The sequence below is a fragment of the Bradyrhizobium sp. URHC0002 genome, from assembly GCF_054059515.1.
Genome location: NZ_JBSSCF010000001.1, coordinates 8,384,377 through 8,409,265, shown reverse-complemented (window position 1 = coordinate 8,409,265; position 24,889 = coordinate 8,384,377). Strand labels below are relative to the sequence as shown.

Here is a 24,889-nt window from a genome sequence, read left to right as displayed (position 1 = left end):
CTCATTCCACTCCCGGGATCGGGTACTGTTGCAGTACCTCTTTGTAATAGGGTTCGTTGTCGATCTTCATCGTCGCCAGCACGCGGACCACGGCGCAATAGAAGGCGATGGTGAGCACGAGGTCGACCATCTGCTCGTCGGAGAGGTTTTGCTTGATCTCGGCGAAGGTTGCCTCCGACATCGCAAGTTCCCGCACCATCTCGCGGGCGCCGCGGAGGATGACCTTCGCCAGTGGCTCGAGCTTTGAGGGCTTGCCCTCGGTCTCGGCCATCAGACCTTCGATATCGTCGTCGGTGACGCCGAATTCCTTGCCGATCTTCACGTGGTGGGTGAACTCGTATTCCGATTTCTCCATCCAGCCGACCTGGAGGATCGCCAGTTCACGCAGGCGCGGGTCGAGTTTGCTGTTGAAGCGGATATAGCCGCCGACGCCGTTGAAGGCGCGCGCCATGTCGGGCGAGTGCACCAGCAGCTTGTGCAGGTTCGTGTTGCGCTTGAGCATGTCGCGATATTCGGGGGCGACCTGGTCGGCTTCGAGATAGGGCAGGCGTGCCATTTTGTTGTTGTCCTTGTTGGCGATGTCAGGTGAGGCTCACCTAGCCATATAGCGCCTTGTGCTCCCGTTCGTGGTTGGCGTAGGAATCCTTGATGCTGGCCATGTTCAGCAACATGGTTGCGACCGGCGTGTCGTCGGCTCCGAATACCGTCGTACGTACCCACACGCTTTCGGTGCGGCGGCTGCCGCTTAACGCGACCACTTCGCGTTCGGTGGAATAGCTCTCGCCGACAAACAACGGCCCGCGCAGCAGGCGGATTTCCTGATCCGCAAACAGGCCGACGGCCGGCCCGCGGATCGGCAGGCGATCTTCGCGGGCACGGTATTGAAACAGCACGCTCAGCATCTCCATGGGAATGATCGCCCGTCCCCAGGGATTGTGCTCCTGCGAATAGTACGCCGAGGGCTCGGTGATGACCTTCAGTTTCTGCGCAAGCGAAAACGGATAGAGGTCGCCCATGTGCTGGTCGAAAGCCATCTTCACTGTCTGCCGCGGCGTCTTCATGCCGACCTTGAGGTCGGCCAGAATGACGGGATCGGCGAGCGGCTTCAGTTCGCCAAGCCGGCGGTGAAGCGCCGTTTCCGCTCCATCGCCGCCGATCGATGCGGTGCCGCGCAAGATCTCGGTGCCGTCGCGCTTGGTCATGCCGATCGCGCAAGTCCTCTGGCCCGGCTTCGGCATTTCGATATTGGCCTGCACCTCCTCGCCCTCGAAGGCGGGGTTGCGGTAATGCGCCGACAGGCAGCCGGTCTCGAACCAGGCCTGACCCCAGATCCGCTCGCACAACGGCGCGAACTGGCTGAAATGGGTCGGGCCCTCGATGGTGCCGCCCTGAAAGCCGAGCTTTTGCGCGGTCGCATCGTCGTGGATCGAGGCGTGGGAGTCGTAGACCTGCGCGTGAAGCATCTGCTTGGGGCTGCGCCACGGCCCCACCAGCAGGTTGCCGCTTTCCAATAGCTCGGTCGTGAATGCCGCTTCTGTCATCCCTGGTGTCTCCCTTTGCGCCGCAGCGTTTCAAAGAAGGCAGATTTCGGCAAGAGGCAGGGCTGATCCACAAGGGAGATATGTCCTGCGGCCATGAATTCACGCTGTGCACGCATAGCAGAACCGGTGCATTCTGTTCGCAACTAGACCGGTTCAAATAACCGACGGAACGCGCGACGGGGAGCGGACGAATGGCGTTGATGGAAGTTGGGCTGGACGACAAATATCGTCTGGATGCGAAGCGCATATTCCTCTCCGGTACGCAGGCGCTGGTCCGACTTCCCATGCTGCAGCGCGAACGCGACCGCGCAGCGGGGCTCAACACCGCCGGTTTCATATCGGGCTACCGCGGCTCGCCGCTCGGCATGTACGACCACGCGCTGTGGCGCGCGAAAACCTTCCTCAAGCAGCATGACATCGAGTTCGCGCCCGGTCTTAACGAAGATCTGGCGGCGACCGCCGTGTGGGGGAGCCAGCAGGTCGGCATGTTCCCCGGCGCCAAGGTCGATGGCGTGTTCGGCATCTGGTATGGCAAGGGCCCCGGCGTCGACCGCTCCGTCGACGCGCTCAAGCACGCCAACTCGGCCGGCACCTCGCCGAACGGCGGCGTGATTGCGCTGGCCGGCGACGACCATGGATGCCAGTCCTCGACGCTGGCCCATCAGAGCGAGCAGGTGTTTGCCGCAGCATTGATGCCGGTGGTCAATCCGGCGACGCTGCAGGATTATCTCGATCTGGGCATTCTGGGCTTTGCGCTGTCGCGCTACTCAAGTTGCTGGGTCGGCTTCAAGGCGATTTCCGAAACCGTTGAAAGCTCGGCCTCGATCGTCAGCGATCCCGACCGCATCAAGATCATCATGCCCGATGATTTCGAAATGCCGCCGGGCGGGCTTTCGATCCGCTGGCCGGACGCGCCGATGGAGCAGGAGCGGCGGCTGCATGGCCCGAAGATGCAGGCGGTGGCGGCGTTCACGCGCGCCAATCGCTTCGACCGCATCGTGCTGGATTCGAAGCCGGCACGGCTCGGCATCATGGCGACCGGCAAGGCCTATCTCGATCTCCGGCAGGCGCTGGCCGATCTCGGCATATCGGATGCCGACGCGCAGGCGCTGGGGCTGCGCATCTACAAGGTCGCACTGACCTGGCCGCTGGAGGAATCCGGAGCAAAGGCGTTCGCCGAAGGTCTGCAGGATGTTCTGGTCGTCGAGGAAAAGCGCGGCTTTATCGAGGACCAGCTTCTGCGCATTCTCTACAACGTCGATGCCTCGAAGCGGCCTTCGGTAGTCGGCAAGCGCGACGAGAGCGGCGCTACCCTTTTGCCGAGCGAAGGCGAGCTGACGCCGACCATGGTGGCGGCGGCCGTCGTCGCGCGGTTGCGCAAGCTTGGCCATCGCAGCCCGGCGCTGGAGCAGCGCCTCGCAAAGCTCGAAGCGTTCGACCGGCCGGCGGAGGGCGTCGGCGCTGCAAAACTGCAGCGGACGCCGTATTTCTGCTCGGGCTGCCCGCACAACACCTCGACCAAGATCCCTGAGGGCAGCCGCGCCATGGCCGGCATCGGCTGTCACGGCATGGCGCTGTCGGTGCCGAACCGCCGCACCCAGACGATCTCGCATATGGGCGCGGAAGGCGTCACCTGGATCGGGCAGGCGCCGTTCACCAGCGAACAACACGTGTTCCAGAATTTGGGCGATGGCACCTACACCCATTCCGGCCTGCTGGCGGTGCGCGCGGCGGCGGCGTCCGGCGTCAACATCACTTACAAGATCCTCTATAATGATGCGGTGGCGATGACCGGCGGCCAGCCGGCTGAAGGCGGGCTGACCGTATCGCAGATCGCGCACCAGGTTTCGGCCGAAGGGGCAAAACGCCTCGTCATCGTCTCCGACGATCCGGAGAAATATCCCAGCAATTACTTCCCATCGGGTGCAAGCGTTCATCACCGTCGTGAACTCGATGCGGTGCAGCGGGAGCTGCGCGAGGTCAAGGGCCTCACCGTCCTGATCTACGACCAGACTTGCGCGGCGGAAAAGCGCCGCCGCCGCAAGCGCGGGCTCTACCCGGATCCGCCGAAGCGCGTCTTCATCAACGAACGCGTCTGCGAGGGGTGCGGCGACTGCTCGGCTGTTTCGAATTGCGTCTCCGTGCAGCCGCTGGAAACCGAATTCGGCCGCAAGCGGCGGATCGACCAGTCGAACTGCAACAAGGATTTTTCCTGCATCGAGGGCTTTTGCCCGAGTTTTGTTACCGTGCATGGCGGCAAGCTTCGTAAGGCCGATCGTACGACGGCCGATCCGTCGGCGCTGTTCGCCGATCTGCCGCTGCCGGCCACGCCGGCGCTCGATGGCGCCTACAACATCCTCGTCACCGGGATCGGCGGCACCGGCGTCATCACCATCGGCGCGCTGCTCGGCATGGCTGCGCATGTCGAGGGTCTGGCGTGCTCGACGCTCGACTTCACCGGATTGTCGCAGAAGAACGGCGCTGTGATGAGCCACGTCCGCATCGCGCCCGAGGCGGACGATCTCGCAACCGTCCGTATCGCGCCGGGCGGGGCCAATCTCATCCTCGGCTGCGACATCGTGGTTGCCACCAGCATTCCGGCGCTAAGCCGGGCCGAGCGCGGCGTGACGCGCGCGATCGTCAACGCCGATCTGTTGCCGACGGCAAGCTTCGTCATCAACCCCGACATCGATTTCGAGGCGGGAACGATGCGGGAGTCGCTCAACGAGGCCGTCAGCGCCCCCGACCTCGACATTCTGGACGCCACCGGGCTTGCCACGGCGCTGATGGGCGACAGCATCGCTACCAACGCCTTCATGCTCGGCTTTGCGTTCCAGCGCGGCGCGATCCCGTTGTCGCTGGAGGCGATCATGAAGGCGATCGACCTCAATGGTGCGGCGATCGAGATGAACAAGCTGGCGTTCTCCTGGGGACGCCTGGCCGCGCACGATCTGCAGCGCGTCGTCACGGCTGCCCGCTTCAAGAATTCGGGTGCTCAGCCTGCGAAGCGGACGCTCGACGAGAGCATCGCTTTCCGCGCCAAGTTCCTGACGGACTATCAGAATGAGGCCTATTCGACGCGCTACCTCGCCGAGGTGGAGCGCGTCCGCGCGGCCGAAGCCAAGGCCGCGGCCGGTTCGCATGACCTCACCGAGGCCTTCGCAAAGGGCCTGTTCAAGCTGATGGCCTACAAGGACGAGTACGAAGTCGCCCGGCTTTATTCAGACGGCGAATTTGGGAAGGCGTTGAAGGAACAGTTCGACGGCGAGCCCGGCGTCAAGGTCAGCCTGGCGCCGCCGCTGCTAGCTTCGCGCGACAAGGTGACCGGGCATCTGCGCAAGCGCGAGTTCGGTTCCTGGATCTTCCGCGCCTTCGAACTCCTGACCCGCTTCAAGTTCCTGCGCGGAACGGCGCTCGACCCGTTCGGCTATACGGCCGAACGCCGGATGGAACGGGCATTGCCCGGCGAATATTCCGGCATGATCTTCCGCCATCTCGACAAGACGAAGCCGCATGACTGGCCGCGTCTGGTGGCGCTGGCGAAGTCAGCGGAACTGGTTCGCGGTTACGGCCACGTCAAGGAAGCCAGTGTGGCGAAGTTCCGCGGGGAGTGCGCGCGCCTGGAGGCCGCGATCGGCCAGCCGGTGGCACAGGCAGCCGAGTAGGGGGTGTTAATCCGGCTTGTGAACTTTTCCACAGCCGGAATCACTCATTGCTAACCTTTTGACCGGCAACAGCTGGAATTGTCCGGCCGGTTTCCTACATGGTGGGTATAGTTTCACTTTTGGGTTGATTCCAAAGAGGCCTGTGATGGTCCTGAAAAACGCTATTGCCGCAGCACTTTGCACGGGCCTCCTGATATCGGGCGGCGCCGCGCTGGCGGGCGAGTATCGTGCAGGCGAGTTGCTCGGCCTCGATCTCTCCCAGGCCATGCTCTCGCCGAAGCGGCTCGGTCCGGAGACGCAATTCGCCCCGGTCCGAATCGAGGCGAGATCCGATCGCAGGCCGGTGAAAACGGAACGCGTGGTGTTGCCGAAGGCCGAGGCGCCCAAGACTCAGATGGCTGCTCACGTTGTACAGGAGCGCGCCGAGAAACCGCGCGGCGCCGCCCGCACCAAGCTGGCACGCCGCCATACCAACCCGCTCGACGCACAGGCGCGCGACACGCGGATCCAGACCTGGCCGTGCAAGTCCGGCGGCATCTGCGGCTGGCAGCGATAGCGTTGCTTCGTAGGGTGGGCAAAGCGCAGCGTGCCCACCATTGACGCCAACGAACTCGGAGAGATGGTGGGCACGCTGCGCTTTGCCCACCCTACTAGTCTCCCATCACGTCATCCACCTGTCGTAAAACCTTCAGCCGCGAGTCAAACTCAACGGGCACACCTTCGTCGTGATTCGACGAGGGTGCTTCGATGCCGATTGCGATACGCGCCGGGCAAGCCGTTAACCGGCGTCAATTGCTGGTCCGCTCCGCCGCGACAATCGCGGTGGCTGGTCTCGGCAGCCTCGCCAGACCATATCTCAGCCGCGCCGCGGATCGTCCGCTCATCACGAGCGGCATTCAGTCCGGCGACGTCTCGGCCGATTCCGCTGTTATCTGGGCGCGCGCCGACCGGCCGGCGCGGATGCAGGTCGAGTGTTCTGTCGTCGAGAGTTTCAAGACCATCATTCGCAAGGTGACCGCCGCCGCATTGCCGGACAGTGATTTCACCGCAAAGGTGCTGCTCGACGGCCTGCCGGCCGGGCAGGACATTTTCTATCGCGTCCGCTTCGACGACATTAGCGAGAGCGGCATCGAAGGCGAGGCGCAGGTCGGGCATTTCCGCACCGCGCCGACAGAGCGAACATCGGTGTCGTTCGCTTGGTCGGGCGATACCACGGGCCAGGGCTGGGGCATCGACGAAAACCGTGGCGGGATGCGGACTTACCGCACCATGCTCGACAACCGTCCGGACTTCTTCATCCATTCCGGTGACCACATCTATGCGGATTGCCCGGTGGAGCGGGAACTGAAGCTGCCCCGTGGCGATATCTGGCGGAACATCGTCACCGAGGAAAAGTCCGTCGTCGCCCACAGCCTCGCCGAGTTCCGCGGCAACTACAAATACAACTGGCTCGACCAAAGCTTTCGCGCCTTCCACGCCGCCGTCCCCCTGTTCGCGCAATGGGATGATCATGAGGTCACCAACGACTGGGCGCCGATCGGCACGGCCGACGAGACCGGCTATGCCGAGGACGGCAGCTCGCTTCTGGTCGCGCGGGCCCGCCGCGCGTTCCATGAATTCATGCCGATGCGCGCGGTGCCCGCCCAGGACGGTCGCATCTATCGCAAGATCGCCTATGGCCCGCTGCTTGACGTCTTCATGATCGACATGCGCAGCTACCGGGATTCCACCTGGAATAAGCGCGACGACCAAAGCGAGACCTGCATTCTTGGTGCTACGCAACTGGCGTGGCTAAAGCGCGAGCTGGTGGCCTCCGATGCTACCTGGAAAGTGATCGCTGCCGACATGCCGATCGGCCTCTTCAGCGAGGATGGCATTGCGCTCGGCGACGGCCCGCCGGAGCGGCGCGAGCATGAGATTGCCGGTCTGCTGTCATTCATGAAGCGCGCCGGCATCCGCAACACGGTGTGGCTGACCGCCGACATGCACTACACGGCCGCGCATCATTATGATCCGAACCGTGCGGTCTATCAGGATTTCGAACCGTTCTGGGAATTCGTCTCCGGCCCGCTGCATGCGGGCACCTGGAGGCCGGCCCCGCTCGACAATACCTTCGGGCCGAAAGTGATGTTCCAGGAGGGCTGCAGCGCGGAGCAGGGCGAGAATTTCGCCCCCTGTTTTGGCCTCCAGTTTTTCGGCCGTGTTGATATCGACGGCAAGACCGAAGTGATGACCGTGACGTTGAAGGACGTCGACAACCGCGACCTCTGGTCGGTCGATATCGAACCCCGCCCGGATGCGCGGCCCGGTCAGATCATGGCACAGCATATCTGACGCGTTCGCTCGGCAGACCGTCGCTCAACCCTTCCATGTTCGCGCCGCATAGTTTGGCTAGGCTCCGGCGCCTTGCGACACGTGCGGTCCAAAATCGCATCTGGAAGTTGCGTATTATTTGTTGAAGGAGGCGTTGCGGTGGCGCACACTTCGCTGTCCCTCCCGACCGGAGCCCCGCCATGTTTGTCGCCGAGAGCAAGCGCCTGACGCATCAGGGCGCGAAAAGGATCATGGCGACGGCGCTGGAATTGGCCGGCCAGGCCAACATCGCGATCGCCTGTGCGATCGTGGATGCCGGCGGGCATGTGATCATGATCGAACGAATGGACGGCGGCCGCTTTCACACCGTCCACTCCTGCACCACCAAGGCGGTCTGCGCCGCGTCTAACCGGCGCCCGACCACAGCCAAAGGCGCGGCCGGCCAGGACCTCGACGTCAGCCATGCGATCGGACTTGCGCTCGCCGCCGGACCGGAACGGTGGACGGCCATGGAGGGCGGGGTGCCGGTGCTGGTGGACCGCGAATGTATCGGCGGCGTCGGCGTGAGCGGCGGTGATTGGGCGACCGATCTGCGGATCGCCAAGCTGGCCGTCGAGTCGATCGGCGCGAATTGGGAATGACAAAGCAGTTCGGCCCGGGGAGGGGCAAAGTCATGGGTGCCGATCCGCTCCGCGTGGCTTGTATCGGGATGGGCTGGTGGTCCGACGTTCTGGCGGACGCCATCCAGCGCTCGGGCAAGCTCGAGATCCGCAGCTGCTACACCCGGTCCGACGAAAAACGCAAAAACTTCGCGGCAAAATACCGCTGCCGTCCGGCCGCGAGCTACGAAGCGCTGCTGGCCGATGCCGAGATCGAGGCGATCATCAACACGACGCCGAACGACGTGCATCTGGCGACGACCTGTGCGGCCGCAGCCGCGGGCAAGCACGTCTTTCTGGACAAGCCGATCGCCAACAGCATTTTGGACGGCCGCGCCATCACCGAGGCCTGCCGCAAGGCCGGGGTGGTGCTGGCGCTCGGCTATCAGCGGCGGCGCGAGAGTCATTTCCGCTATCTCAGGCAGCAGATCGACGCCGGCCGGTTCGGCAAGCTCGTCAACGCCGAGGCAAACATCAGCCGCGATCGTCTCGGCAAGGTCGATCTCACCTCGTGGCGCTATCAGGCCGCGGGCATGCCGGGCGGCGTGATGCTGCAGATCGGAATCCACTACATCGACGTGCTCGCCTACCTGATCGGGCCGATCCATGCGGTGTGCGCCCAGTCGGTGCAACTGGTGCTGCCCGGCGACAACCCTGACGTCGCGAGCCTGATCCTGCAGCATGAGAACGGCGCGCTTTCGACGCTGAACGCAAGCTACGCCTCGGCGTCCGAGCATTACCTGATGAACGTCTACGGCAAGGACATGACGGCTTTCTACGATTTGCACAACGGGTTGCGGCTGCTCAAGCGCGGTGAAAGCCAACCGGTCGCTGTGCCGTGCGCAGTCAACGATACCCTGGTCGAGCAGCTCGAGGAGTTTGCCGCGGCAGCGCGCGGGCAGCGTCAGCACGAAGTCGGGGGCGAGGAGGCGACGCGATCGCTCGCGGTGGTGCGCGCCGGCATTCTCTCAGGCCGTGAGGGACGTGCGGTCGAGATCGCGGAAATATTGAACGGCGACGGAAAAATGTGACCGCGCAGCAGCACGGATGGGAGCGCGCGTTATGAAACCTGGCATGTGTGTCTGGAAAGCTTTCGCGGTTGCGATGGTGTTGGTCGGCCTCGTCGGGCCGGCTCGCGCGCAGGACTACCCCTCCAGGGCGATCACGGTGGTGGTGCCGTTCCCTCCCGGCGGCGCCAGCGACGTCGTTGCACGCATTATCACCAACCAGATGTCGAAGATCCTCGGGCAATCGATCATCATCGAGAATGTCAGCGGCGCCGGGGGCACGGTCGGCAGCGCCCGCGTCGCGGCTGCCGCACCCGACGGCTATACCCTGCTTGCCGCGGCGATGGGCTCGCATGTCGCGGCTCCCGTGCTCACGCCGAACCTCAAATACGATCCCGTGGCCGACTTCGTGCCGATCGGCTTCACTGCCCATTCTCCGGCCGTCATTATCGCGCGGAAGGATTTCCCGGCACAGGACCTGAAGGAATTCGTTGCAGCGCTGCGGCAACGGGGCGACGCGGTGAAGCAGGCCCATGGCGGCATCGGCGCGTCCTCGCATATGGCGTGTCTGCTGTTCACCGCGGAAATCGGCGCGAAGCCGGCGCTGGTCGCCTATCGCGGTTCAGGCCCGGCGTTGAATGATCTGGTCGGGGGCCATGTCGATTTCATGTGCGAGCAGTCGGTCAGCGTGGCGGAAACGGTTCTGGCCGGCTCGGTCAAGGCCTTCGCGGTCTCTGCCGGCAAACGCCTCGCAATGCTGCCGAATGTTCCGACCGCTGGCGAAGCCGGCATCAACTACGAGATGAGCGTCTGGGCAGGACTGTTTGCGCCGAAGGGCGTTTCGCCCGAAATCATCGCCAGGCTTTCCGACGCGCTCGACCGGGCACTCGATGAGGATGTTGTGCGCGAGCGGATTGCCCAGCTTGGCGGCTCGATACCGGCAAAGGACGAACGCAACCCGGCTGCCTTCGATCGTTTTGTTCGCTCCGAGATCGCACGCTGGTCACCCATTCTTGCTGCGGCCGGAACCGGCAAATGAGGCGTTCGACGCGGGTGCAGAAGCGGCGGGGCCGGAAAGGACCGCGCGGACCTCGTGTTGCGAACTGCGATTGTCGGGCAGTGCGCCACATGAAATTCGCTCACTGCCTCGCCACCAGATAACCGACCAGCACCATCAGTACGGAAACCGTCATGACCACGCCGAGCACGGCGGCGATGATCGCGGGCAGTTCATGGGTTTCCAGCCATTGTCGCAACGCCCTTACCATCGCACCCCCGACCTGGTCCTGATTGCCCGCACCTTGCACGCGCGCGATCTCATTAGCGATCAATTTCGCTCAGTGAAATAGCCGGTTCATGCGTCTTTCGTCGCGCGCCTGCAAAAGCCGGAAGGCCACCCCGGCCTTGCCGAAGGACAGACGTTGTGTAATTCCCGGCTCCGGGCCGGCTTCGCGGATTCAATCTTTTCCGCCCGCCGGAATTCGGGTTTTTGCTACACACGGGCGCGACGCCAGTCCATACTGGTTCGCATCAAAGGGAGGTCTTTCAAATGCGTGAAGCTGTTATCGTTTCCTATGCACGTACCGGGCTGGCGAAGTCCGGCCGCGGCGGGTTCAACATCACCCCGCCGATGTCGATGGCGGCCCACGCCATCAAGCACGCCGTCGAGCGCGCCGGCGTCGAGAAGGAATATGTCGAGGACTGCTATCTCGGCAATTGCGCGCACGGCGCGCCGAATATCGGCCGCCAGGCCGCGCTGCTCGCCGGCATGCCGAAGTCGACGGCTGGCGTTTCCGTAAACCGCTTCTGTTCGTCGGGACTGCAGACCATCGCAATGGCCGCCAACTCGATCCGCTCCGATGGCGCCGACTGCATCGTGGCCGGCGGCGTCGAGAGCATCTCGATCCCCGGTGGCGGCTCGCCCAAGGAATCGATCGACCCCGATTTGCTCAAGGCCGCGCCCGATATCTTCATGGCGATGATCGACACCGCCGATATCGTCGCCGAGCGCTACAAGCTCAGCCGCGAATACCAGGACGAGTACTCGCTGGAATCGCAGCGCCGCATGGCTGCCGCCCAGCAGGCCAACAAGTTCAAGGACGAAATCGTCCCGATGAAGACCAGGATGAAGGTGGTCGACAAGGCGACGAAAGCGGAAAGCATCGTCGACTACACCGTCGACAAGGACGAATGCAACCGGCCCGAAACCACGCTGGAAGGCCTTGCCAAGCTCGAGCCGGTGAAGGGCGCCGGCAAATACGTCACCGCGGGCAATGCCAGCCAGCTCTCGGACGGCGCGGCGGCGGTGGTTCTGATGGAAGCCAAGGACGCCGAGAAGCGCGGCCTCAATCCGCTGGGCCGTTTCGTCGCCTGGGCGGCGGCGGGCTGCGAGCCGGACGAGATGGGCATCGGCCCGATCTACGCCGTGCCGAAGCTGTTGAAGCGCCACGGCCTGAAGATCGACGACATCGATCTCTGGGAGCTCAACGAAGCCTTCGCCAGCCAGTGCCTCTATTCGCGCGACAAGCTCGGCATCGATCCCGAGAAGTACAACGTCAACGGCGGTTCGATCGCGATCGGCCACCCCTTCGGCATGACCGGTGCGCGTCTCACCGGCCACATCCTGCAGGAAGGCCGCCGGCGCAAGGCCAAGTGGGGCGTCGTCACGATGTGCATCGGCGGCGGCCAGGGCGGCGCAGGCCTGTTCGAGATCTACAGCTGAGACTTTCGCAATCAGCGCGTAACAAAGAAAATGGCTCCGCGAGGAGCCATTTTCAGTTTGAGCGTTCAAAACTCAGTAGCGATGTTTCTTGATGACCACGACCCTGTCGTGATGACCATGGCGCCAGCCGCGATGGTAGCCGCGGTCGCGGTGGCCTCGGTATTCGGCACGCGCGCCATAGCCATGGTGATGGCCGTGGTAGCCGCCACGCTTGATCACAACGGTCTCGGCGCTCGCAATTGACGGCGCCGCGATGACGAGTGCACCAAGTGCAGCGATAACATATCCAAACTTCTTCATTCCAATCCTCCACAATTGACGAAGATAGAACATCAGATTGGAGGGAACGTTCCCGCGAACCTCTAAGAGAATTCTGAACGCCTGTTCACACGCGTGCGTCGCGCGTCGTCCGTTAGACTTTTGGCTAGTGACGTAGGATGGGTGGAGACATAGACGCTGGTGGCCCGGGCTATGGCGGGGTCTGCCCACTCAGGGATCACTGGCTCCACGGCTAGCTTTGCATGGGAGGATGCACGCCCTGCTTGCAGAACGCCGGAGCCCGGCGCATCATCACCAGATAAAAATCATATCAGGGGGAGCGTTGCCATGAGCGAGGTTTCACGCCGACATTTTCTGGGTCTGACCGGATCGGCCGCGGTCGCAGCCATATCAGGACACGCCAACGCCGCGATGGGGCCGAACGACAAGTTCGACCTCGTGATCAAGGGCGGCGACGTGCTCGATCCGAGCCAGTCGCTCCGGGGCAAGCGCGACATCGGCATCCGCTGGGGCATGATCGAGGCCGTCGAGAACGACATTCCGGCCGCCCGCGCCGCCAAGACCATCGACGCCTCGGGCAAACTGGTGACGCCCGGCCTGATCGATCTGCATTCCCACGTCTACCCCTACGGCTCGGCGATCGGCATTCCCGCCGACGAACTGGTGCAGGCGCAGGCCACCACCACGGTGGTGTCGGCAGGCGATGCCGGCGTCAACAATCTCGCTGCGCTGCGGCGTTATATCGTGGCGCAATCGCGGGCGCGGATTTATGCCTTCGTCCACATCGCCAACAACGGCCTGTCCGGCTTCCCGGTCGCCGAACTCTACAATATCGATTACGCGCAAGTGGAAGCCTGCGCGATGGCGCTGGCCGAAAATCCGGATTTCCTGCTCGGCGTGAAGGTCAGGATGTCGGAGAACGTCATCGCCAAACATGGCGTCGAGCCGCTGAAGCGCGCCATCAAGGCCTGCGAAATGTGCGGCTGGCCGGCCAAGATGATGGTGCATATCGGCGGCGTCGAGACCAAGGAACTGATGTCGGAAATTCTCGACCTGCTTCGGCCGGGCGACGTGCTGACCCATTGCTATTCCGGTGCGCCGAACATTGCCGGCGCCTTCACCAACATCGTGCAGGACGGCAAGCTGCTGCCGGCGGCGCTGTCCGCCAAGCAGCGCGGCGTGATGTTCGATGTCGGCCATGGCGGCGGAAGTTTTGACTTTACCGTGGCGGAGGTGGCGATCCCGGGCGGCTGCACACCGGACACGATCTCTTCCGACATCCACGTCTTCTCGGGCAATACGCCGGGCATGCCTTATCTGCCGAACGTCATGAGCAAATTCATTCTGCTGGGACATACGGTGGAGCAGGTGGTGGCGATGGCGACCATTGCGCCGGCCAAGATCATCAACCGCGCGCCGAAGCTCGGCACGCTGCAGATCGGCGCCCCCGGGGATGTAGCGATCCTCGAACTGGTGGAGGCGCAGACCTCGTTCGTCGATACCCGCAACAACAAGCGGGAGGGCAAGCTGCTGCTCAAACCGGTGCAGACCGTGATCAACGGCGTGCCGTTCGGCCGGCCCTACCAGGCGCCGTTCGCGGTGCGGTAGGGTTAAGCATTCATCACGTCGGCGACCAATGTTTCAATCAACCCAAAACGAGGAGGCACCGTGCGGGCTCGAGCGAACCTTAAGGCGATATTCGGTGTGGCGGCTTTACTGGAAACCGGGTTTTTCATGTCATCTGCGGGTGCTGCGACCTTTGTGTATGTTGGAAATGCCGACAGCCAGGACGTCAGCGTTCTCGAACTCAAGTCGAACGGCGATCTAGCGCCGGTTGAAACAGCGGCGGTGCCAGGCCCCGCCAAACCCGGCGGTTCGCTGCCGCTTGCGGTCAGCCCCGACAAGAAACGTCTCTTTGTCGGCTTGCGCAACGAGCCCTACACCGTCGTGACGTTCACGATCGATGCCAAGACCGGCAAGCTGACGCCGCTGCGCCCCGGTCCGCTGGCGGATTCCATGGCGTACGTCGCCACCGACCGGAGCGGAAAGTTTCTGCTGAGCGCCTCATATGGCGGCAACAAGGTTACGGTCAATCCGATCGGGCCCGACGGCGTCGTGCAGGCGGCGCAGCAGATCATGACGACCCAGCCGAATGCGCATTGCATCGTGGTCGATCCATCGAACCGCTACGTGCTTCACACCAGCCTCGGCGGCGACCTCGTGTACCAGGAAAAATTCGACGCCAAAACCGGCAAACTTACCCCCAACGACCCGCCGAGCGTGAGCGTCAAGGCCAAGGCAGGCCCGCGTCACCTCGTGTTCTCACCGGGCAAGAAGTTCGTCTATCTGCTCAATGAACTTGACGCGTCGATCTACGTTTTTCCATGGGACGCCAAGACCGGTACCCTGGGGAAGGAAGTTCAGGTCACGACTTCATTGCCCAAGGGTTTCGAGGGCAAGCCGTGGGCCGCGGACATCCACATCACGCCGGACGGCAAGTTTCTCTACGCCTCCGAACGCACCACCAGCACGCTTGCCGCATTTGGGGTCGATCCCAAGATGGGATTACTGACGCCGATCGATTCCTATCCGACCGAAAAGCAGCCGCGCGGCTTCAGCATTGATCCAACCGGCCGCTATCTGCTGTCCGTCGGCCAATTGTCCAACAGCATGACGAGTTACGCGATCGACAAGGCGACCGGCAAGCTCACCAAGCTGAAGGAATATCCTGTCGGCAAGAACCCGAACTGGGTCGAGATCGTCGCTTTCTCGTGGTAGAACGGCGCCGGCCGCTTCGAAGGGAGCGTCGTTTGGCCGGATCAGCCTGATGGCCGCTGCGTCCTGATATCGCCGATGATGTCGGCAATGACGGCGCCCATCACCAGGGCGCCGCCGGCGAGGACCCGCAGTGTCGGGACCTCGGCAAATGCCACCCATATCCAGAACGGCATCAGCGGCGTCTCCAGCGTCGAGATCAGGGCGGCCTGGCCCGACGGTAGCAGGCGCGAGCCGAGGAAGAACAGCGTGAGGCCCAGCGCGACCTGAAAGCATCCGAACATCGCGAGAATCAGGATATCGGCCCCGGTGACGCCGGTTATTTCGCGGGCGAAGGGAATGCTGACGATGCTGCCCAGGATGTTCGACAGCGCGGCAGCGGCTACCATCGACGTGTCCTTGTGCCGCCGGAGCAAGACCGTCATTGCGGCAATCGCCAGCGTCATGAAGCAGGCGAGCGCAACACCTAGGATGTCGGAACCGACGCGTGCGCTGCCGACGATGACAGCAACACCGCAAAGTGCCACGACACTCGCGATCACGGTTCGCAAATGCGGGACCTCCCGCAACCAGACCCAGGCGAGCGCGGCGGTGACGAAGGGGCCGGTCGCGATGATGATGGCCACATTGGCGACGCTGGTCAGTTGCAGCGACGGAATGAAGGCGATCATGGCCGCTGCCGACAACGACGCGACCAGCCAGCCGCTTTTTCTCATCCTGATCAGATCCCGCAGGCCGGCACGGCCTTGCAGCACCAGCAAGATGGCCGTGATCATGCCGCTGGCGAACACTCCGCGCCAGAACAGGATGGTCCAGGAGTCGTAGGGAAGCAGCCGTGTGAAGAACGGCGCCGTGCTCCAGGCGATGGCGGCGGCGACGACAAGGGCAATGCCCAAGCGATGCTGCGAGCGCGCTTCCGCCATCAGGCAATCAACGCGGACTGAGGTTGAAGTCTTGGCCGAGCAGCTTGCCGACGAGGTGCGCGGGATTGTCGGGGATGGTGTCGCCCCGCCAGGCGACGTGCTGATCGGTGCGCGTCAGAATCAGTTTGTGGTCGCTGGGCGGCTGCGCTGTGGGAATATCGACGATGTTGAACGGGACGCCGTTGGCGCGCATCGCGTCAGTCAATGGCGCAACCGCAACATCGGAATCGTAGCGCACCAGCGTGTAACCCGGCCCGAGCGCATCATAGACCGGCCGGCCATCGGATAGTTTTGCGAACGGAAGCCGGCAGCCCGGCGTCGAGGACGGCGTGAAGTCCGCCATCGTGAAACCCGGCTGCTCGGCGCCGTCATAGGCGATGATCGGGGAGCGATCGTAGAAATAGCCGAAGTTGAGACCGGCGCAGCAATATTGCTGCACGTTCAGATCATAGGCGGCTTGCCCGACCTGCTTGCGGACGGCGTCGCCCTCCGGCCCCGGCTGCTCGATTTCATCGGGAACGGTGCGGCGCTGGCTCAACACCTTGCCCGCCATCTCCATCGCAAAACGAGAGACCTGCTCGGTGATCGGAAGGCGCTCGGCCTCGTAGGCATCGAGGATGGCGATGCCGGCCCATCCTTCCAGATAGGCCGCGAGCAGCCATGCGAGGTTGGTTGCGTCCGCGATCCCGGCATTCATGCCGTAGCCGGCATAGGGCATCCACAAATGCGCCGCGTCGCCGCAGATGAAGGCGCGCCCCTTGCGAAAGCGGTCGGCGACCAGGCGGCGGCCGACCCAGTCTTCCTTGCTCAGGATTTCATATTCGAAATCGGGACCGACGCCGAGGATGGCGCGGATCGAGGCGTCGCGATCGACCGACTCGAAGGTCTCGTCTTCGCGGTTGAGGTGGTTATGGATCAGCCATTTTTCGCGGCCGTCGATCGCAACCACCGTGCCGCAGCGCCGCGGATTGAGTGACAGCGTCATCCAGGCGGGCGCGTCCATCAGGCCGAGCAGGGTGGGGGCGTGTATATAGGTCGATTGCACACGCTGGATGATTGGCGTTCCCTGCAGGTTGGCGTCGATGGCCTTGCGAACGAGCGAACGTGCCCCGTCGCAGCCGACGATGAAATCGGCATGAATCTGCAAGGTGCTTCCCGTATCCAGATTGCGGACGGTCGCAACGATGCCGTCATTGCCTTCGCTGAAATCCTCGAACGCGGTGCGGTTCAGAATTTGAAGCCCATCGATGGAAGCCGCGTGCGCGAACAGCACGGGTTCCATGTCGATCTGGTTGATGCGATGCGGCGGCTCGGCCGTCGGCCAATCGGTGTCCGGGCCGCCGGTCGCGGTATAGCGGTCGCGTCGGCAGGGAATGAGGATGCGCGAGAGCTCGATGCCGGTTGCGGTGGTGCGGTAAGAGCAGTCATTCGGGTAATCCGGCGGCAGTCCCGTGTCACGCAGCTTCTGCGCCAGCCCGAGCCTGCGGAAAATCTCCATCGAACGCGACGAGACGTGGTTGCATTTCACGCTCGGCGGTTCTCCGGCAGCGCGCGTTTCCACCATTGTGACAGGTATTCCCCGCTGCGCGAGGTCCATCGCGAGCGTCAGGCCGACCGGCCCGGCCCCCACCACGAGAACGCTTGTCTTCACCATGTTGCTCGCTGCCTTGTCGCTTGCTGCGCTGTGACGATCATGCATAACTGATAGCCACAAAAAAAATCATCGGGGGACCCTAAATGTTTCCGTCGATCTGGCGAGCCTTGACCGGGACCCTTGTTGCCGTTTTTTCGCTGTCATCAGTCGTGCTTGAAACAGCAAACGCATATCCTGATCAACCGATCAAGATCATCGTGACGTTTCCGCCCGGCGGCAGTTCCGATATCGTGATCCGCGCGCTGCAGCCGTTGTTGTCGGAGACGCTGCGTCAGTCCATCGTCGTCGAGAACAGGGCGGGCGCGGGCGGCAATATCGGGATCGGGGCGGTGGCACAGGCCGCGCCCGACGGATACACGCTCGGCGTCGCCGCGGCTGGCGTGCTGACGGTCAATCCCCATCTCAATCGCGCGGCGATGCCGTTCGATCCGGTCAAGGATCTGGCGCCGGTGACGCTGCTGGCGGAAATCCCGTTCGTGCTGGTGTCCTCGCAGCAGTCGGCCATTGCCTCGGTCGCAGACCTCATCGCCAAGGCCAAGGCGCAACCGCAGGGCCTGTCGATCGGCCATGGCGGCAACGGCACGGCGATGCACCTGACCTCGGCCTTGTTCAACCAGAAGGCTGGCGTCGGAATTCAATTGATCGCCTATCGCGGCACCGCGCCGGCGACGACGGACGTTCTTGCCGGCCACGTCCCGCTGGCGGTGCTGGATATTCCCGCATCCAGGCAATTGATCGGCGACGGCAAGCTGAAGGCGCTCGGGGTCTCCGCCGCCAAGCGCGTCGTCTTTCTGCCCGATGTGCCCACACTGGCCGAGCAGGGCCTGAGCGGATTCGAATCCGTCGGCTGGTTTGGAATCGTCGCGCCCGCCGGCACGCCGCCCGAGATCATCGCCGCGTTGAATGCCGCCTTCGTGAAGGCGTTGAGCGATCCCGCCGCGATCGAGAAAATCCGCGTTCTCGGCGCCGAACCCGCGCCCATCTCACCTGAGGCATTTGCAAAATTCATCCAGAGCGAAAGCGAAAAATGGGGCAAGCTGATCGCCGAGGCCGGCATCAAGGCGGAATAGAACGCCGGCCACGGCGCCTCCGCCGATTGATCAAAATCAAATTGGACGAAGGCCAGCACCATTTGATCCCAATCAATGCGGCAGCCTTCTTGCCTGACGACGATGTCAGGCAGAGGGATCCAGCGTGGCACGCAGCGAACGCCTATCCGACACCGGACTAACCTCGGGCCGTCCCGTCCGGGCGATGCCTCATCGTCCCGTCCGGGCGATGCCGCAGGACGATGACGTCCGTCTGGCGCAGGAGAGCGAGTTTCTCTGCCAGTTGGGCGGCCGGGTCCGCGAGATGCGCGCGCTGCACGGCATGTCGCGCCGGGAGCTCGCGCGCCGCTCCCGCCTTTCCGAGCGTTATGTGGCCCAGATCGAGGCCGGCAAGGGCAACGTCTCGATCGTGCGGCTGCTGCGGATCGCGCTGGTGTTTCGCTGCGAATAGCGTTTCGTGCGAGATTCATTCTTTGAGACGCCGATCAATGGCGTTGAGATCAAACCTTCTCCCATAAGCCTCTGAACGGGAAATCGGGGGCACCAGCCTCCAAATCTCTTTCGTGTCGCGATCCTCGAACCAGCGGCCACGGGAAAGCAGGCCCTTTTCGTAGCGTGGATCAGCCACTCGCGCGATCGCGCAGCCCGATAAAACCTGCTTCTCGATGTAGTCGCAAAACCACTTTTACTCTCCCGGAGAGTTGAAGCCCGTGCGGGACGATACCACATTGGTTCGGGTCCAAATGCATTTGACGGAGGATAGCGATGCCGCAGCATCAGTTGGCGCGTTCGTTGCAGGGCCGCGTATCAAGCGCGGAATGACAGATGCGCGTTGTATTTGCCCAGGCATAATGCTCGGGCCCACGAAGCTCGCTGCCTGATGGCGGATTCATCGCTCGTCCCTGCCAACGGTACCACTCAAGGCTGGAGCTAGGGGCTTCCCAATGACCCATCAAAACACACCGGCATTCACCCGGCGCGACTTGCTGAACCTGATCGGCCAGGCAGCGGGCGGCGGCGCCATGTACCAGGCGATGACATCGCTGGGCCTCGCCGCCGAATCGAACTTCAGCGGCCCACCCAAGCTGGCTGGCGCGAAGAAGGGCAGCAGCGTGCTTATTCTCGGCGCCGGCCTGGCCGGCCTGGTCGCGGCGCTCGAACTGCGTAATGCCGGCTACAAGGTCACGATCCTGGAATACAACCAGCGTGCAGGTGGACGCTGCTGGTCGATACGCGGCGGCGACACCTTCACCGAATTGGGCGGCGGCGTACAGCACTGCCGCTTCGCCAAGGGCGAGTACTTCAACGCCGGTCCCTGGCGCATCCCCTACCACCACCATGCCGTGCTTCACTACTGCCGGCAGCTTGGCGTCGCACTCGAACCCTTCGTGCAGGTCAACTACAACGCCTGGGTCCACTCGAGCACGGCCTATGGCGGCAAGCCGCAGCGCTACCGCCACGTGCAGGCCGATTTCCAGGGTCATGTTGCAGAATTGCTGGGCAAGGCTGCGCGCCAGGGCAGCCTCGATTCCGTGTTGACACAGGAAGACAAGGAGAAGCTGCTCGAAGGCCTGCGCCGCTGGGGCGCGCTCGATGCCGAGTTTCGCTACCGCGAGGGCATCGCCACCAGCGCCTGGCGCGGCTACGAGATCGATCCCGGCGGAGGCCTGATGCCGCCGGCGAAGCCATCCAAGCCGCTCGAATTCAGCGAGCTGTTGCAGTCCAGGCTGTGGCGCTCTATCGCCGCCGGCCAAGCCTATGAATTCCAAAGCACCATGTTCCAGCCGGTGGGCGGCATGGACATGATCGCCAAGGCCTTCGCCAAGCAGGTCGGCAACCTCATCCGGTACCAGGCGCGAGTCACCCGCATCGAACAGAGCGAACGTGGCGTGACCGTAACTTTCGTGGACGAGGCCCGCGGTGGCGCACAGCAACAGGAAAAGGCCGATTGGTGCTTGTGCACCATCCCGCTGTCGATCCTGAGTCAGATCGACATCCAGGTAGGCGCCGAGATGCAGGCCGCCATCAATGCCGTGCCCTACGGCTCGTCGATCAAGGTGGGGCTGCAGTTCAAACGGCGGTTCTGGGAGGAGGACGAGCACATCTACGGCGGCATCACCTACACCGACCTGCCGATTTCGCGCATTTCCTACCCTTCCACGCGCTACGGCGCGTCCGGCCCGGCAGTGGTGCTGGGCGCCTACGTGTTCGAAGGGCCCAACTCCTTCGAATTCGGCGCGATGGCTCCGGAGGAACGCGTCCGTCGCGCTGTGGAGTATGGCAACCAGATCCATCCGCAGTACGCCGACGAGTTCGACAACGGCATGTCAGTGGCTTGGTACCGTGTGCCCGGCAATCACGGCTGCTACGGCAAGTGGACCGACGCGCTGCGCGACCAGCACTACAAGGCCCTGTGCCAGGTGGACGGTCGTATTGCGTTGGCCGGCGAGCACGTCTCCCATATCCCCGCGTGGCAGGAAGGTGCCATCCTTTCCTCACTCGACGCAATCCGGCGCCTGCATGCGCGCGCCACCGCTTGATGGCCAGAGCGACCTAACCATGCACATCACCGTCCGCAAATGACCATGAACGCGCGCAACATCCAATGCTGTCTCGCAAGCGCCATTACCGTTCTGGCAGCGGTTGCTGCCCAGAGTGCCCAGGCGCAAAGCAGCACGCCCGCAACCAGCGTCCAGCCCATGTTCTCGGTGGGACCGAAATTCCAGCAAACCACCGGCGAATCCATCTACCGATCGCTGTGTCAGGGTTGCCACATGCCGCAAGGCGAGGGCGCCAAAGGCGCCGGCACCTATCCGCCGCTGGCCCGCGACAAGAATCTCGAAGCCGGCGGCTATGCGGTCTATCTTGTCGTCAACGGTCAACGCGGCATGCCGCCATTCGGCGAGATGATGACCGATGGTCAGATCGCCGAGGTCGTGAATTATGTGCGGACGCATTTCGGCAATTACTTCACCGACGCGGTGACCGCAGCCGACGTCAAGCAGGCGCGCCGCTAGGCGAAAAGGGGAGAGGCTTATGAAAAAACAGATCATCTTCATGCTTGCTGCGCTGTTGGCGGCATGCACGGCGGCGCGGGCCGAGATCGTGCGGCATCCGATCCCGAATTCGACCTTTCCGATCGCACAATCTGTCGAGGTCAGAGGCAACGTCACGACCTATTACGTCAGCGGTCAGGTGCCGCCGGCGGTCAACAAGGACGCCGATCCCGCGAGCCTGCAGGCCTATGGCGACACCAAAATGCAGTCGATCGGGGTGCTGAACCGGATCAAGACCATTCTCGAAGGCCTTGGGCTTACCATGGGCGACGTGGTGAAGATGCAGGTCTTCCTGGTGCACAACGCCGCCGCGCCGATGGACTTCAAAGGCTTCATGGAGGGCTACACCCAATTCTTCGGCGGCAGCCAGCCGAATCTGCCGGCGCGTTCGGTCGTCGGCGTCGCAGCGCTCGCCAATCCCGGCTTTCTGGTCGAGATCGAGGTGATCGCGGTCAAGGACAACAGCAAATAAGAGGAGAGCAGGATGCGCAGAACCACGATCTGGAAGCTTCGTTCGGTGCTACTTTCAGCGACGCTTGTCTCGACGTTGATTGCTTGTGCCGCTGTTGCCGAGACTTTGACCCCGCAGCAGCAGTTCGCCTACGACATCTACAAGGAACTGGTCGAGATCAACACGGTGACCGCGACCGGCGACACCGCCAAGGCGGCCGAAGCAATGGCGGCGCGCCTTCGTGCGGCCGGCTTTGCGGATGGTGACGTGCAGGTGTTGCAGCCCGCGCCGCGCAAGGGCAACCTTGTGGTGCGGCTGCGCGGTACCGGCGCGCGCAAGCCGATCCTCCTGCTTGCCCATATCGACGTGGTGCCTGCAAATCGCGAGGACTGGTCGGTCGATCCGTTCAAGCTGATCGAGAAAGACGGCTATTACTACGGACGCGGTACCGGCGACGACAAATTCATGGCGGCAGCCTTCGTCACCAACATGATCCGCTACAAGAAGGAGGGGTACAAGCCCGACCGCGATATCATCCTGGCGCTTGAGACCGACGAGGAAATCCTCGACCGTGACGAACTCGGCATCCGGTGGCTGCTGAAGCACCATCGCGATCTGATCAACGCCGAGTTCGCGCTCAACGAAGGCGGGGGCGTCGGGTTGAAGGACGGCAAGCCGATCCGCAACAGCGTCCAGACCTCGGAAAAGGTCTCGGTCAGCTTCCTTTTGGAAGTGAAGAACAAGGGCGGCCACAGCTCGCTGCCCGCGAGGGACAACGCGATCTATCGTCTCGCGGAAGGACTGGTGCGGCTCTCGAACTTCAGATTCCCGATGAACCTGAACGAGACGACGCGCGCCTATTTCGAGCGCACCGCCCAGTTCGAAAGCGAGCAGACCGCGGCCGACATCCGCGCGGCCCTGTCGGACAAGCCCGATCCGGCGTCGCTGTCGTTCGTCCGCCTTGCGGCCAATCCGGCCTACAATGCGCAGCTCCGCACCACCTGCGTGGCGACGATGCTGGAGGGCGGCCACGCCGTGAACGCGCTGCCGCAGCTTGCGACCGCCAAGGTCAATTGCCGGATCATGCCGGGCGAGCCGATCGAAGGCGTCAAGGCGACGCTTGAGAAGGTGCTCGACGACGATCAGATCAAGGTCACCCAGATGGAGCAGGGGGTCCTGAGCGCGCCCTCGGCCCTGCACGAGGAAATCATGGGTGCGATCGGGAAACTGTCGAAGGAATTCTGGCCGACCGCTGTGATCCTTCCCGTCATGAGCGCAGGCGCAACCGACGGCAGCTATCTGCGCAATGCGGGTATTCCGACCTACGGCCATTCCGGTCTCGCCGGCGACATCAACGACTTCCGCGCCCACGGCAAGGACGAGCGCGTCGCCGTGAAATCGTTCTACGAAGGGCAGGAGTATCTCTATCGCCTGGTGAAGATGCTGTCGGGCGGAACGTGACAAGCGGCTAGATGCGGCAAGAGCGCGGGGCCGGGTCGCTCAGCTCCGCGCGCGCTTCTCCACATTGGCAATTCGTTCCGGCACGCCAAATTCCTTGCGGCAGACTTCGGCGAGCAGGGCGACGCCCTCGCGGATCTGCTCGTGCGAGGGACTGGCAAAACACAGCCGTAGCCGGCTGCCGGAGTAGACCTTGTCGGTCGACCATTCCGGTCCGGGATTGATCGCAACGCCCGCGGCGAGTGCGGCCTGGTAGAGTTTCAGCGTGTCGACATTGTCGGGCAGTTTCACCCACAGGAAGATGCCGCCTTCGGGCGCTTCGAATTCGGCCGCGGTGCCGAACTGCTCGTTGAGCGCTTCCATCAGGGTGTCGAGCTTGGCGCGCAGGCCGCGCGTCAATTTTGGCACATGGGTGGAAAAATGCGGCGCGCAATATTCCGCCAGCACCATCTGCTCCAGCGCGCCGCTTCCGGCATCGGTCTTCAGCGCCAGCATCCGCGACATCATCTCCCAGGGCGCGACGATGAAGCCGACCCGAAGGGCGGGGGCGATCGATTTCGAGAACGAGCCGATGTGAATGACGCCGCCATGCGGGCTCATGGCATAGATCGCGGGCGGGCGCTCGCCGCTCCAGATCAGATCGGCGTAGCAATCGTCCTCGAAGATCGGCACGCCATATTGCTGCGACAGTTTCAGCATCTCCGCGCGCCGCGTCTCCGGCATGATTGAGCCGGTCGGGTTCTGCACGGTCGGGATGGTGTAGATGTATTTCGGCGTGATGCCGCGGCTCTTGTGGTCGGCGAGGACTGCCGCCAGCGCGTCCATCCGCATGCCCTGGTCATCGAGGGGAATGCCGACCGCCTTGACGCCGAGCCGCGTCAATCGGGTCAGCGCGCCCTGATAGGTCTCCTGTTCGACCAGCACGGTGTCGCCGCGCGCCAGCAGCGTTTGATTGACGAGGTCGAGCGCCTGCAGCGAACCTGAGACGATCATGATGTCATCGGCGCTGCAGGCGATGCCGGCGTCACGCTTGAGTTTCGCAGTGAGGAATTCGCGCAGGGGACGATAACCCTGCGGACCGCTGGCAAGCCCGTAGGTCGCCAGCGTCTTGCCCTCGCGCCTGAGCACGGCGCTGATCGCCTCGACCAGGCCGTCGACCGGAACCTGGTCGGGATCGTTGTTGCCGCCGACGAAACTGTATTTGGCAAGGCCCGTCCACCGTGCTGCCGGCGCCGGCAATCCGGCGGGCAGCAAGGGCGCGAAATCGAAGGGGGTTGCGGTGGACATGGATATTCACTCCCGTTTTGTTTTCGTTGAGAAGGTCTTCCGACCCTCTT

General features: G+C 63.3%; 22 protein-coding genes. 15 read left to right on the top strand and 7 right to left on the bottom strand.

All coding sequences use genetic code 11. The features are described 5' to 3' along the window. Position 1: 1 nt before the first annotated feature. Both ACVWVY_RS40585 and ACVWVY_RS40580 read right to left on the bottom strand, forming a co-directional pair. Positions 2–556, bottom strand: a complete 555-nt coding sequence (locus ACVWVY_RS40585; RefSeq protein WP_456631635.1) for a carboxymuconolactone decarboxylase family protein — start codon at positions 554–556, stop codon at positions 2–4. A gap of 40 nt (positions 557–596) precedes the next feature. Continuing rightward, a complete protein-coding gene (locus tag ACVWVY_RS40580; RefSeq protein WP_456631634.1) occupies positions 597–1,541 on the bottom strand; it encodes a hypothetical protein in 945 nt (314 codons plus the stop codon). Positions 1,542–1,732: 191 nt separating this feature from the next. Here ACVWVY_RS40580 and ACVWVY_RS40575 point away from each other — a divergent pair, with 191 nt between their 5' ends. From ACVWVY_RS40575 to ACVWVY_RS40550, 6 genes are all read left to right on the top strand, one after another. Next, a complete protein-coding gene (locus ACVWVY_RS40575; protein WP_456631633.1) occupies positions 1,733–5,206 on the top strand; it encodes an indolepyruvate ferredoxin oxidoreductase family protein in 3,474 nt (1,157 codons plus the stop codon). Positions 5,207–5,351: 145 nt separating this feature from the next. Further along, positions 5,352–5,762, top strand: a complete 411-nt coding sequence (locus ACVWVY_RS40570; RefSeq protein ID WP_456631632.1) for a hypothetical protein — start codon at positions 5,352–5,354, stop codon at positions 5,760–5,762. Between the two features lie 191 nt (positions 5,763–5,953). Continuing rightward, positions 5,954–7,540 carry an alkaline phosphatase D family protein gene (locus ACVWVY_RS40565; protein ID WP_456631631.1) on the top strand — a complete coding sequence of 529 codons (1,587 nt, stop codon included), beginning with the start codon at positions 5,954–5,956 and terminating at the stop codon, positions 7,538–7,540. Between the two features lie 179 nt (positions 7,541–7,719). Further along, positions 7,720–8,160 (top strand): GlcG/HbpS family heme-binding protein, encoded by a 441-nt coding sequence (locus ACVWVY_RS40560; RefSeq protein WP_456631630.1) that lies wholly within the window; start codon positions 7,720–7,722, stop codon positions 8,158–8,160. A 32-nt stretch (positions 8,161–8,192) separates the two neighbouring features. Further along, positions 8,193–9,209 carry a Gfo/Idh/MocA family protein gene (locus tag ACVWVY_RS40555; RefSeq protein WP_456631629.1) on the top strand — a complete coding sequence of 339 codons (1,017 nt, stop codon included), beginning with the start codon at positions 8,193–8,195 and terminating at the stop codon, positions 9,207–9,209. A 31-nt stretch (positions 9,210–9,240) separates the two neighbouring features. Beyond that, positions 9,241–10,224, top strand: a complete 984-nt coding sequence (locus tag ACVWVY_RS40550; protein WP_456631628.1) for a Bug family tripartite tricarboxylate transporter substrate binding protein — start codon at positions 9,241–9,243, stop codon at positions 10,222–10,224. Positions 10,225–10,324: 100 nt separating this feature from the next. On the opposite strand, the gene ACVWVY_RS40545 is transcribed toward ACVWVY_RS40550, so the two are convergent. After that, positions 10,325–10,516 carry a hypothetical protein gene (locus ACVWVY_RS40545; protein WP_456631627.1) on the bottom strand — a complete coding sequence of 64 codons (192 nt, stop codon included), beginning with the start codon at positions 10,514–10,516 and terminating at the stop codon, positions 10,325–10,327. 218 nt (positions 10,517–10,734) lie between these two features. On the opposite strand from ACVWVY_RS40545, the gene ACVWVY_RS40540 reads away from it, so the two are divergent. After that, positions 10,735–11,907, top strand: coding sequence for an acetyl-CoA C-acyltransferase (locus ACVWVY_RS40540; RefSeq protein WP_456631626.1), 1,173 nt, complete (start codon positions 10,735–10,737; stop codon positions 11,905–11,907). 72 nt (positions 11,908–11,979) lie between these two features. Here ACVWVY_RS40540 and ACVWVY_RS40535 read toward each other — a convergent pair whose 3' ends face one another. After that, positions 11,980–12,207, bottom strand: coding sequence for a hypothetical protein (locus tag ACVWVY_RS40535; protein WP_456631625.1), 228 nt, complete (start codon positions 12,205–12,207; stop codon positions 11,980–11,982). A gap of 306 nt (positions 12,208–12,513) precedes the next feature. Here ACVWVY_RS40535 and ACVWVY_RS40530 point away from each other — a divergent pair, with 306 nt between their 5' ends. Together ACVWVY_RS40530 and ACVWVY_RS40525 are read left to right on the top strand one after the other, a co-directional pair. Continuing rightward, complete coding sequence (locus ACVWVY_RS40530) at positions 12,514–13,794, top strand: amidohydrolase family protein (RefSeq protein ID WP_456631624.1); 1,281 nt, start codon at positions 12,514–12,516, stop codon at positions 13,792–13,794. A gap of 126 nt (positions 13,795–13,920) precedes the next feature. Next, entirely contained in the window at positions 13,921–14,964 is a 1,044-nt protein-coding gene (locus tag ACVWVY_RS40525) for a lactonase family protein (RefSeq protein ID WP_456631623.1), read from the top strand. A gap of 41 nt (positions 14,965–15,005) precedes the next feature. On the opposite strand, the gene ACVWVY_RS40520 is transcribed toward ACVWVY_RS40525, so the two are convergent. Both ACVWVY_RS40520 and ACVWVY_RS40515 read right to left on the bottom strand, forming a co-directional pair. Next, complete coding sequence (locus tag ACVWVY_RS40520) at positions 15,006–15,884, bottom strand: DMT family transporter (RefSeq protein WP_456631622.1); 879 nt, start codon at positions 15,882–15,884, stop codon at positions 15,006–15,008. A 7-nt stretch (positions 15,885–15,891) separates the two neighbouring features. Then, positions 15,892–17,538 carry an FAD-dependent oxidoreductase gene (locus ACVWVY_RS40515; RefSeq protein ID WP_456631621.1) on the bottom strand — a complete coding sequence of 549 codons (1,647 nt, stop codon included), beginning with the start codon at positions 17,536–17,538 and terminating at the stop codon, positions 15,892–15,894. Positions 17,539–17,735: 197 nt separating this feature from the next. Here ACVWVY_RS40515 and ACVWVY_RS40510 point away from each other — a divergent pair, with 197 nt between their 5' ends. The 6 genes from ACVWVY_RS40510 to ACVWVY_RS40485 all read left to right on the top strand — a co-directional run bounded on the left by ACVWVY_RS40510 (position 17,736) and on the right by ACVWVY_RS40485 (position 23,555). Continuing rightward, positions 17,736–18,608 carry a Bug family tripartite tricarboxylate transporter substrate binding protein gene (locus ACVWVY_RS40510; protein ID WP_456631620.1) on the top strand — a complete coding sequence of 291 codons (873 nt, stop codon included), beginning with the start codon at positions 17,736–17,738 and terminating at the stop codon, positions 18,606–18,608. A 124-nt stretch (positions 18,609–18,732) separates the two neighbouring features. Continuing rightward, positions 18,733–19,038: a helix-turn-helix domain-containing protein gene (locus ACVWVY_RS40505; protein WP_456631619.1), complete on the top strand. Its 306-nt coding sequence runs from the start codon at positions 18,733–18,735 to the stop codon at positions 19,036–19,038. A 493-nt stretch (positions 19,039–19,531) separates the two neighbouring features. Further along, on the top strand, positions 19,532–21,127 hold the full coding sequence (locus tag ACVWVY_RS40500) for an FAD-dependent oxidoreductase (protein WP_456631618.1): 1,596 nt from the start codon (positions 19,532–19,534) through the stop codon (positions 21,125–21,127). A 45-nt stretch (positions 21,128–21,172) separates the two neighbouring features. Then, positions 21,173–21,604 (top strand): c-type cytochrome, encoded by a 432-nt coding sequence (locus tag ACVWVY_RS40495; protein ID WP_456631617.1) that lies wholly within the window; start codon positions 21,173–21,175, stop codon positions 21,602–21,604. Positions 21,605–21,623: 19 nt separating this feature from the next. After that, positions 21,624–22,115: a RidA family protein gene (locus tag ACVWVY_RS40490; protein WP_456631616.1), complete on the top strand. Its 492-nt coding sequence runs from the start codon at positions 21,624–21,626 to the stop codon at positions 22,113–22,115. Between the two features lie 12 nt (positions 22,116–22,127). Further along, positions 22,128–23,555, top strand: a complete 1,428-nt coding sequence (locus tag ACVWVY_RS40485; protein ID WP_456631615.1) for a M20/M25/M40 family metallo-hydrolase — start codon at positions 22,128–22,130, stop codon at positions 23,553–23,555. A 39-nt stretch (positions 23,556–23,594) separates the two neighbouring features. Here the strand turns inward: ACVWVY_RS40485 and ACVWVY_RS40480 are convergent, their stop codons facing one another. Next, entirely contained in the window at positions 23,595–24,839 is a 1,245-nt protein-coding gene (locus tag ACVWVY_RS40480) for an aminotransferase-like domain-containing protein (protein WP_456631614.1), read from the bottom strand. Positions 24,840–24,889: the final 50 nt, after the last annotated feature.

Bases quoted from the DNA above. Each gene is read 5' to 3' on its own strand.
- ACVWVY_RS40500 (WP_456631618.1), top strand. From the start codon at position 19,532: ATGACCCATCAAAACACACCGGCATTCACCCGGCGCGACTTGCTGAAC.
- ACVWVY_RS40495 (WP_456631617.1), top strand. From the start codon at position 21,173: ATGAACGCGCGCAACATCCAATGCTGTCTCGCAAGCGCCATTACCGTT.
- ACVWVY_RS40520 (WP_456631622.1), bottom strand. From the start codon at position 15,884: ATGGCGGAAGCGCGCTCGCAGCATCGCTTGGGCATTGCCCTTGTCGTC.
- ACVWVY_RS40515 (WP_456631621.1), bottom strand. From the start codon at position 17,538: ATGGTGAAGACAAGCGTTCTCGTGGTGGGGGCCGGGCCGGTCGGCCTG.
- ACVWVY_RS40575 (WP_456631633.1), top strand. From the start codon at position 1,733: ATGGCGTTGATGGAAGTTGGGCTGGACGACAAATATCGTCTGGATGCG.
- ACVWVY_RS40585 (WP_456631635.1), bottom strand. From the start codon at position 556: ATGGCACGCCTGCCCTATCTCGAAGCCGACCAGGTCGCCCCCGAATAT.
- ACVWVY_RS40480 (WP_456631614.1), bottom strand. From the start codon at position 24,839: ATGTCCACCGCAACCCCCTTCGATTTCGCGCCCTTGCTGCCCGCCGGA.
- ACVWVY_RS40570 (WP_456631632.1), top strand. From the start codon at position 5,352: ATGGTCCTGAAAAACGCTATTGCCGCAGCACTTTGCACGGGCCTCCTG.
- ACVWVY_RS40535 (WP_456631625.1), bottom strand. From the start codon at position 12,207: ATGAAGAAGTTTGGATATGTTATCGCTGCACTTGGTGCACTCGTCATC.
- ACVWVY_RS40555 (WP_456631629.1), top strand. From the start codon at position 8,193: ATGGGTGCCGATCCGCTCCGCGTGGCTTGTATCGGGATGGGCTGGTGG.
- ACVWVY_RS40490 (WP_456631616.1), top strand. From the start codon at position 21,624: ATGAAAAAACAGATCATCTTCATGCTTGCTGCGCTGTTGGCGGCATGC.
- ACVWVY_RS40530 (WP_456631624.1), top strand. From the start codon at position 12,514: ATGAGCGAGGTTTCACGCCGACATTTTCTGGGTCTGACCGGATCGGCC.
- ACVWVY_RS40485 (WP_456631615.1), top strand. From the start codon at position 22,128: ATGCGCAGAACCACGATCTGGAAGCTTCGTTCGGTGCTACTTTCAGCG.
- ACVWVY_RS40565 (WP_456631631.1), top strand. From the start codon at position 5,954: ATGCCGATTGCGATACGCGCCGGGCAAGCCGTTAACCGGCGTCAATTG.
- ACVWVY_RS40525 (WP_456631623.1), top strand. From the start codon at position 13,921: ATGTCATCTGCGGGTGCTGCGACCTTTGTGTATGTTGGAAATGCCGAC.
- ACVWVY_RS40580 (WP_456631634.1), bottom strand. From the start codon at position 1,541: ATGACAGAAGCGGCATTCACGACCGAGCTATTGGAAAGCGGCAACCTG.
- ACVWVY_RS40540 (WP_456631626.1), top strand. From the start codon at position 10,735: ATGCGTGAAGCTGTTATCGTTTCCTATGCACGTACCGGGCTGGCGAAG.
- ACVWVY_RS40550 (WP_456631628.1), top strand. From the start codon at position 9,241: ATGAAACCTGGCATGTGTGTCTGGAAAGCTTTCGCGGTTGCGATGGTG.
- ACVWVY_RS40560 (WP_456631630.1), top strand. From the start codon at position 7,720: ATGTTTGTCGCCGAGAGCAAGCGCCTGACGCATCAGGGCGCGAAAAGG.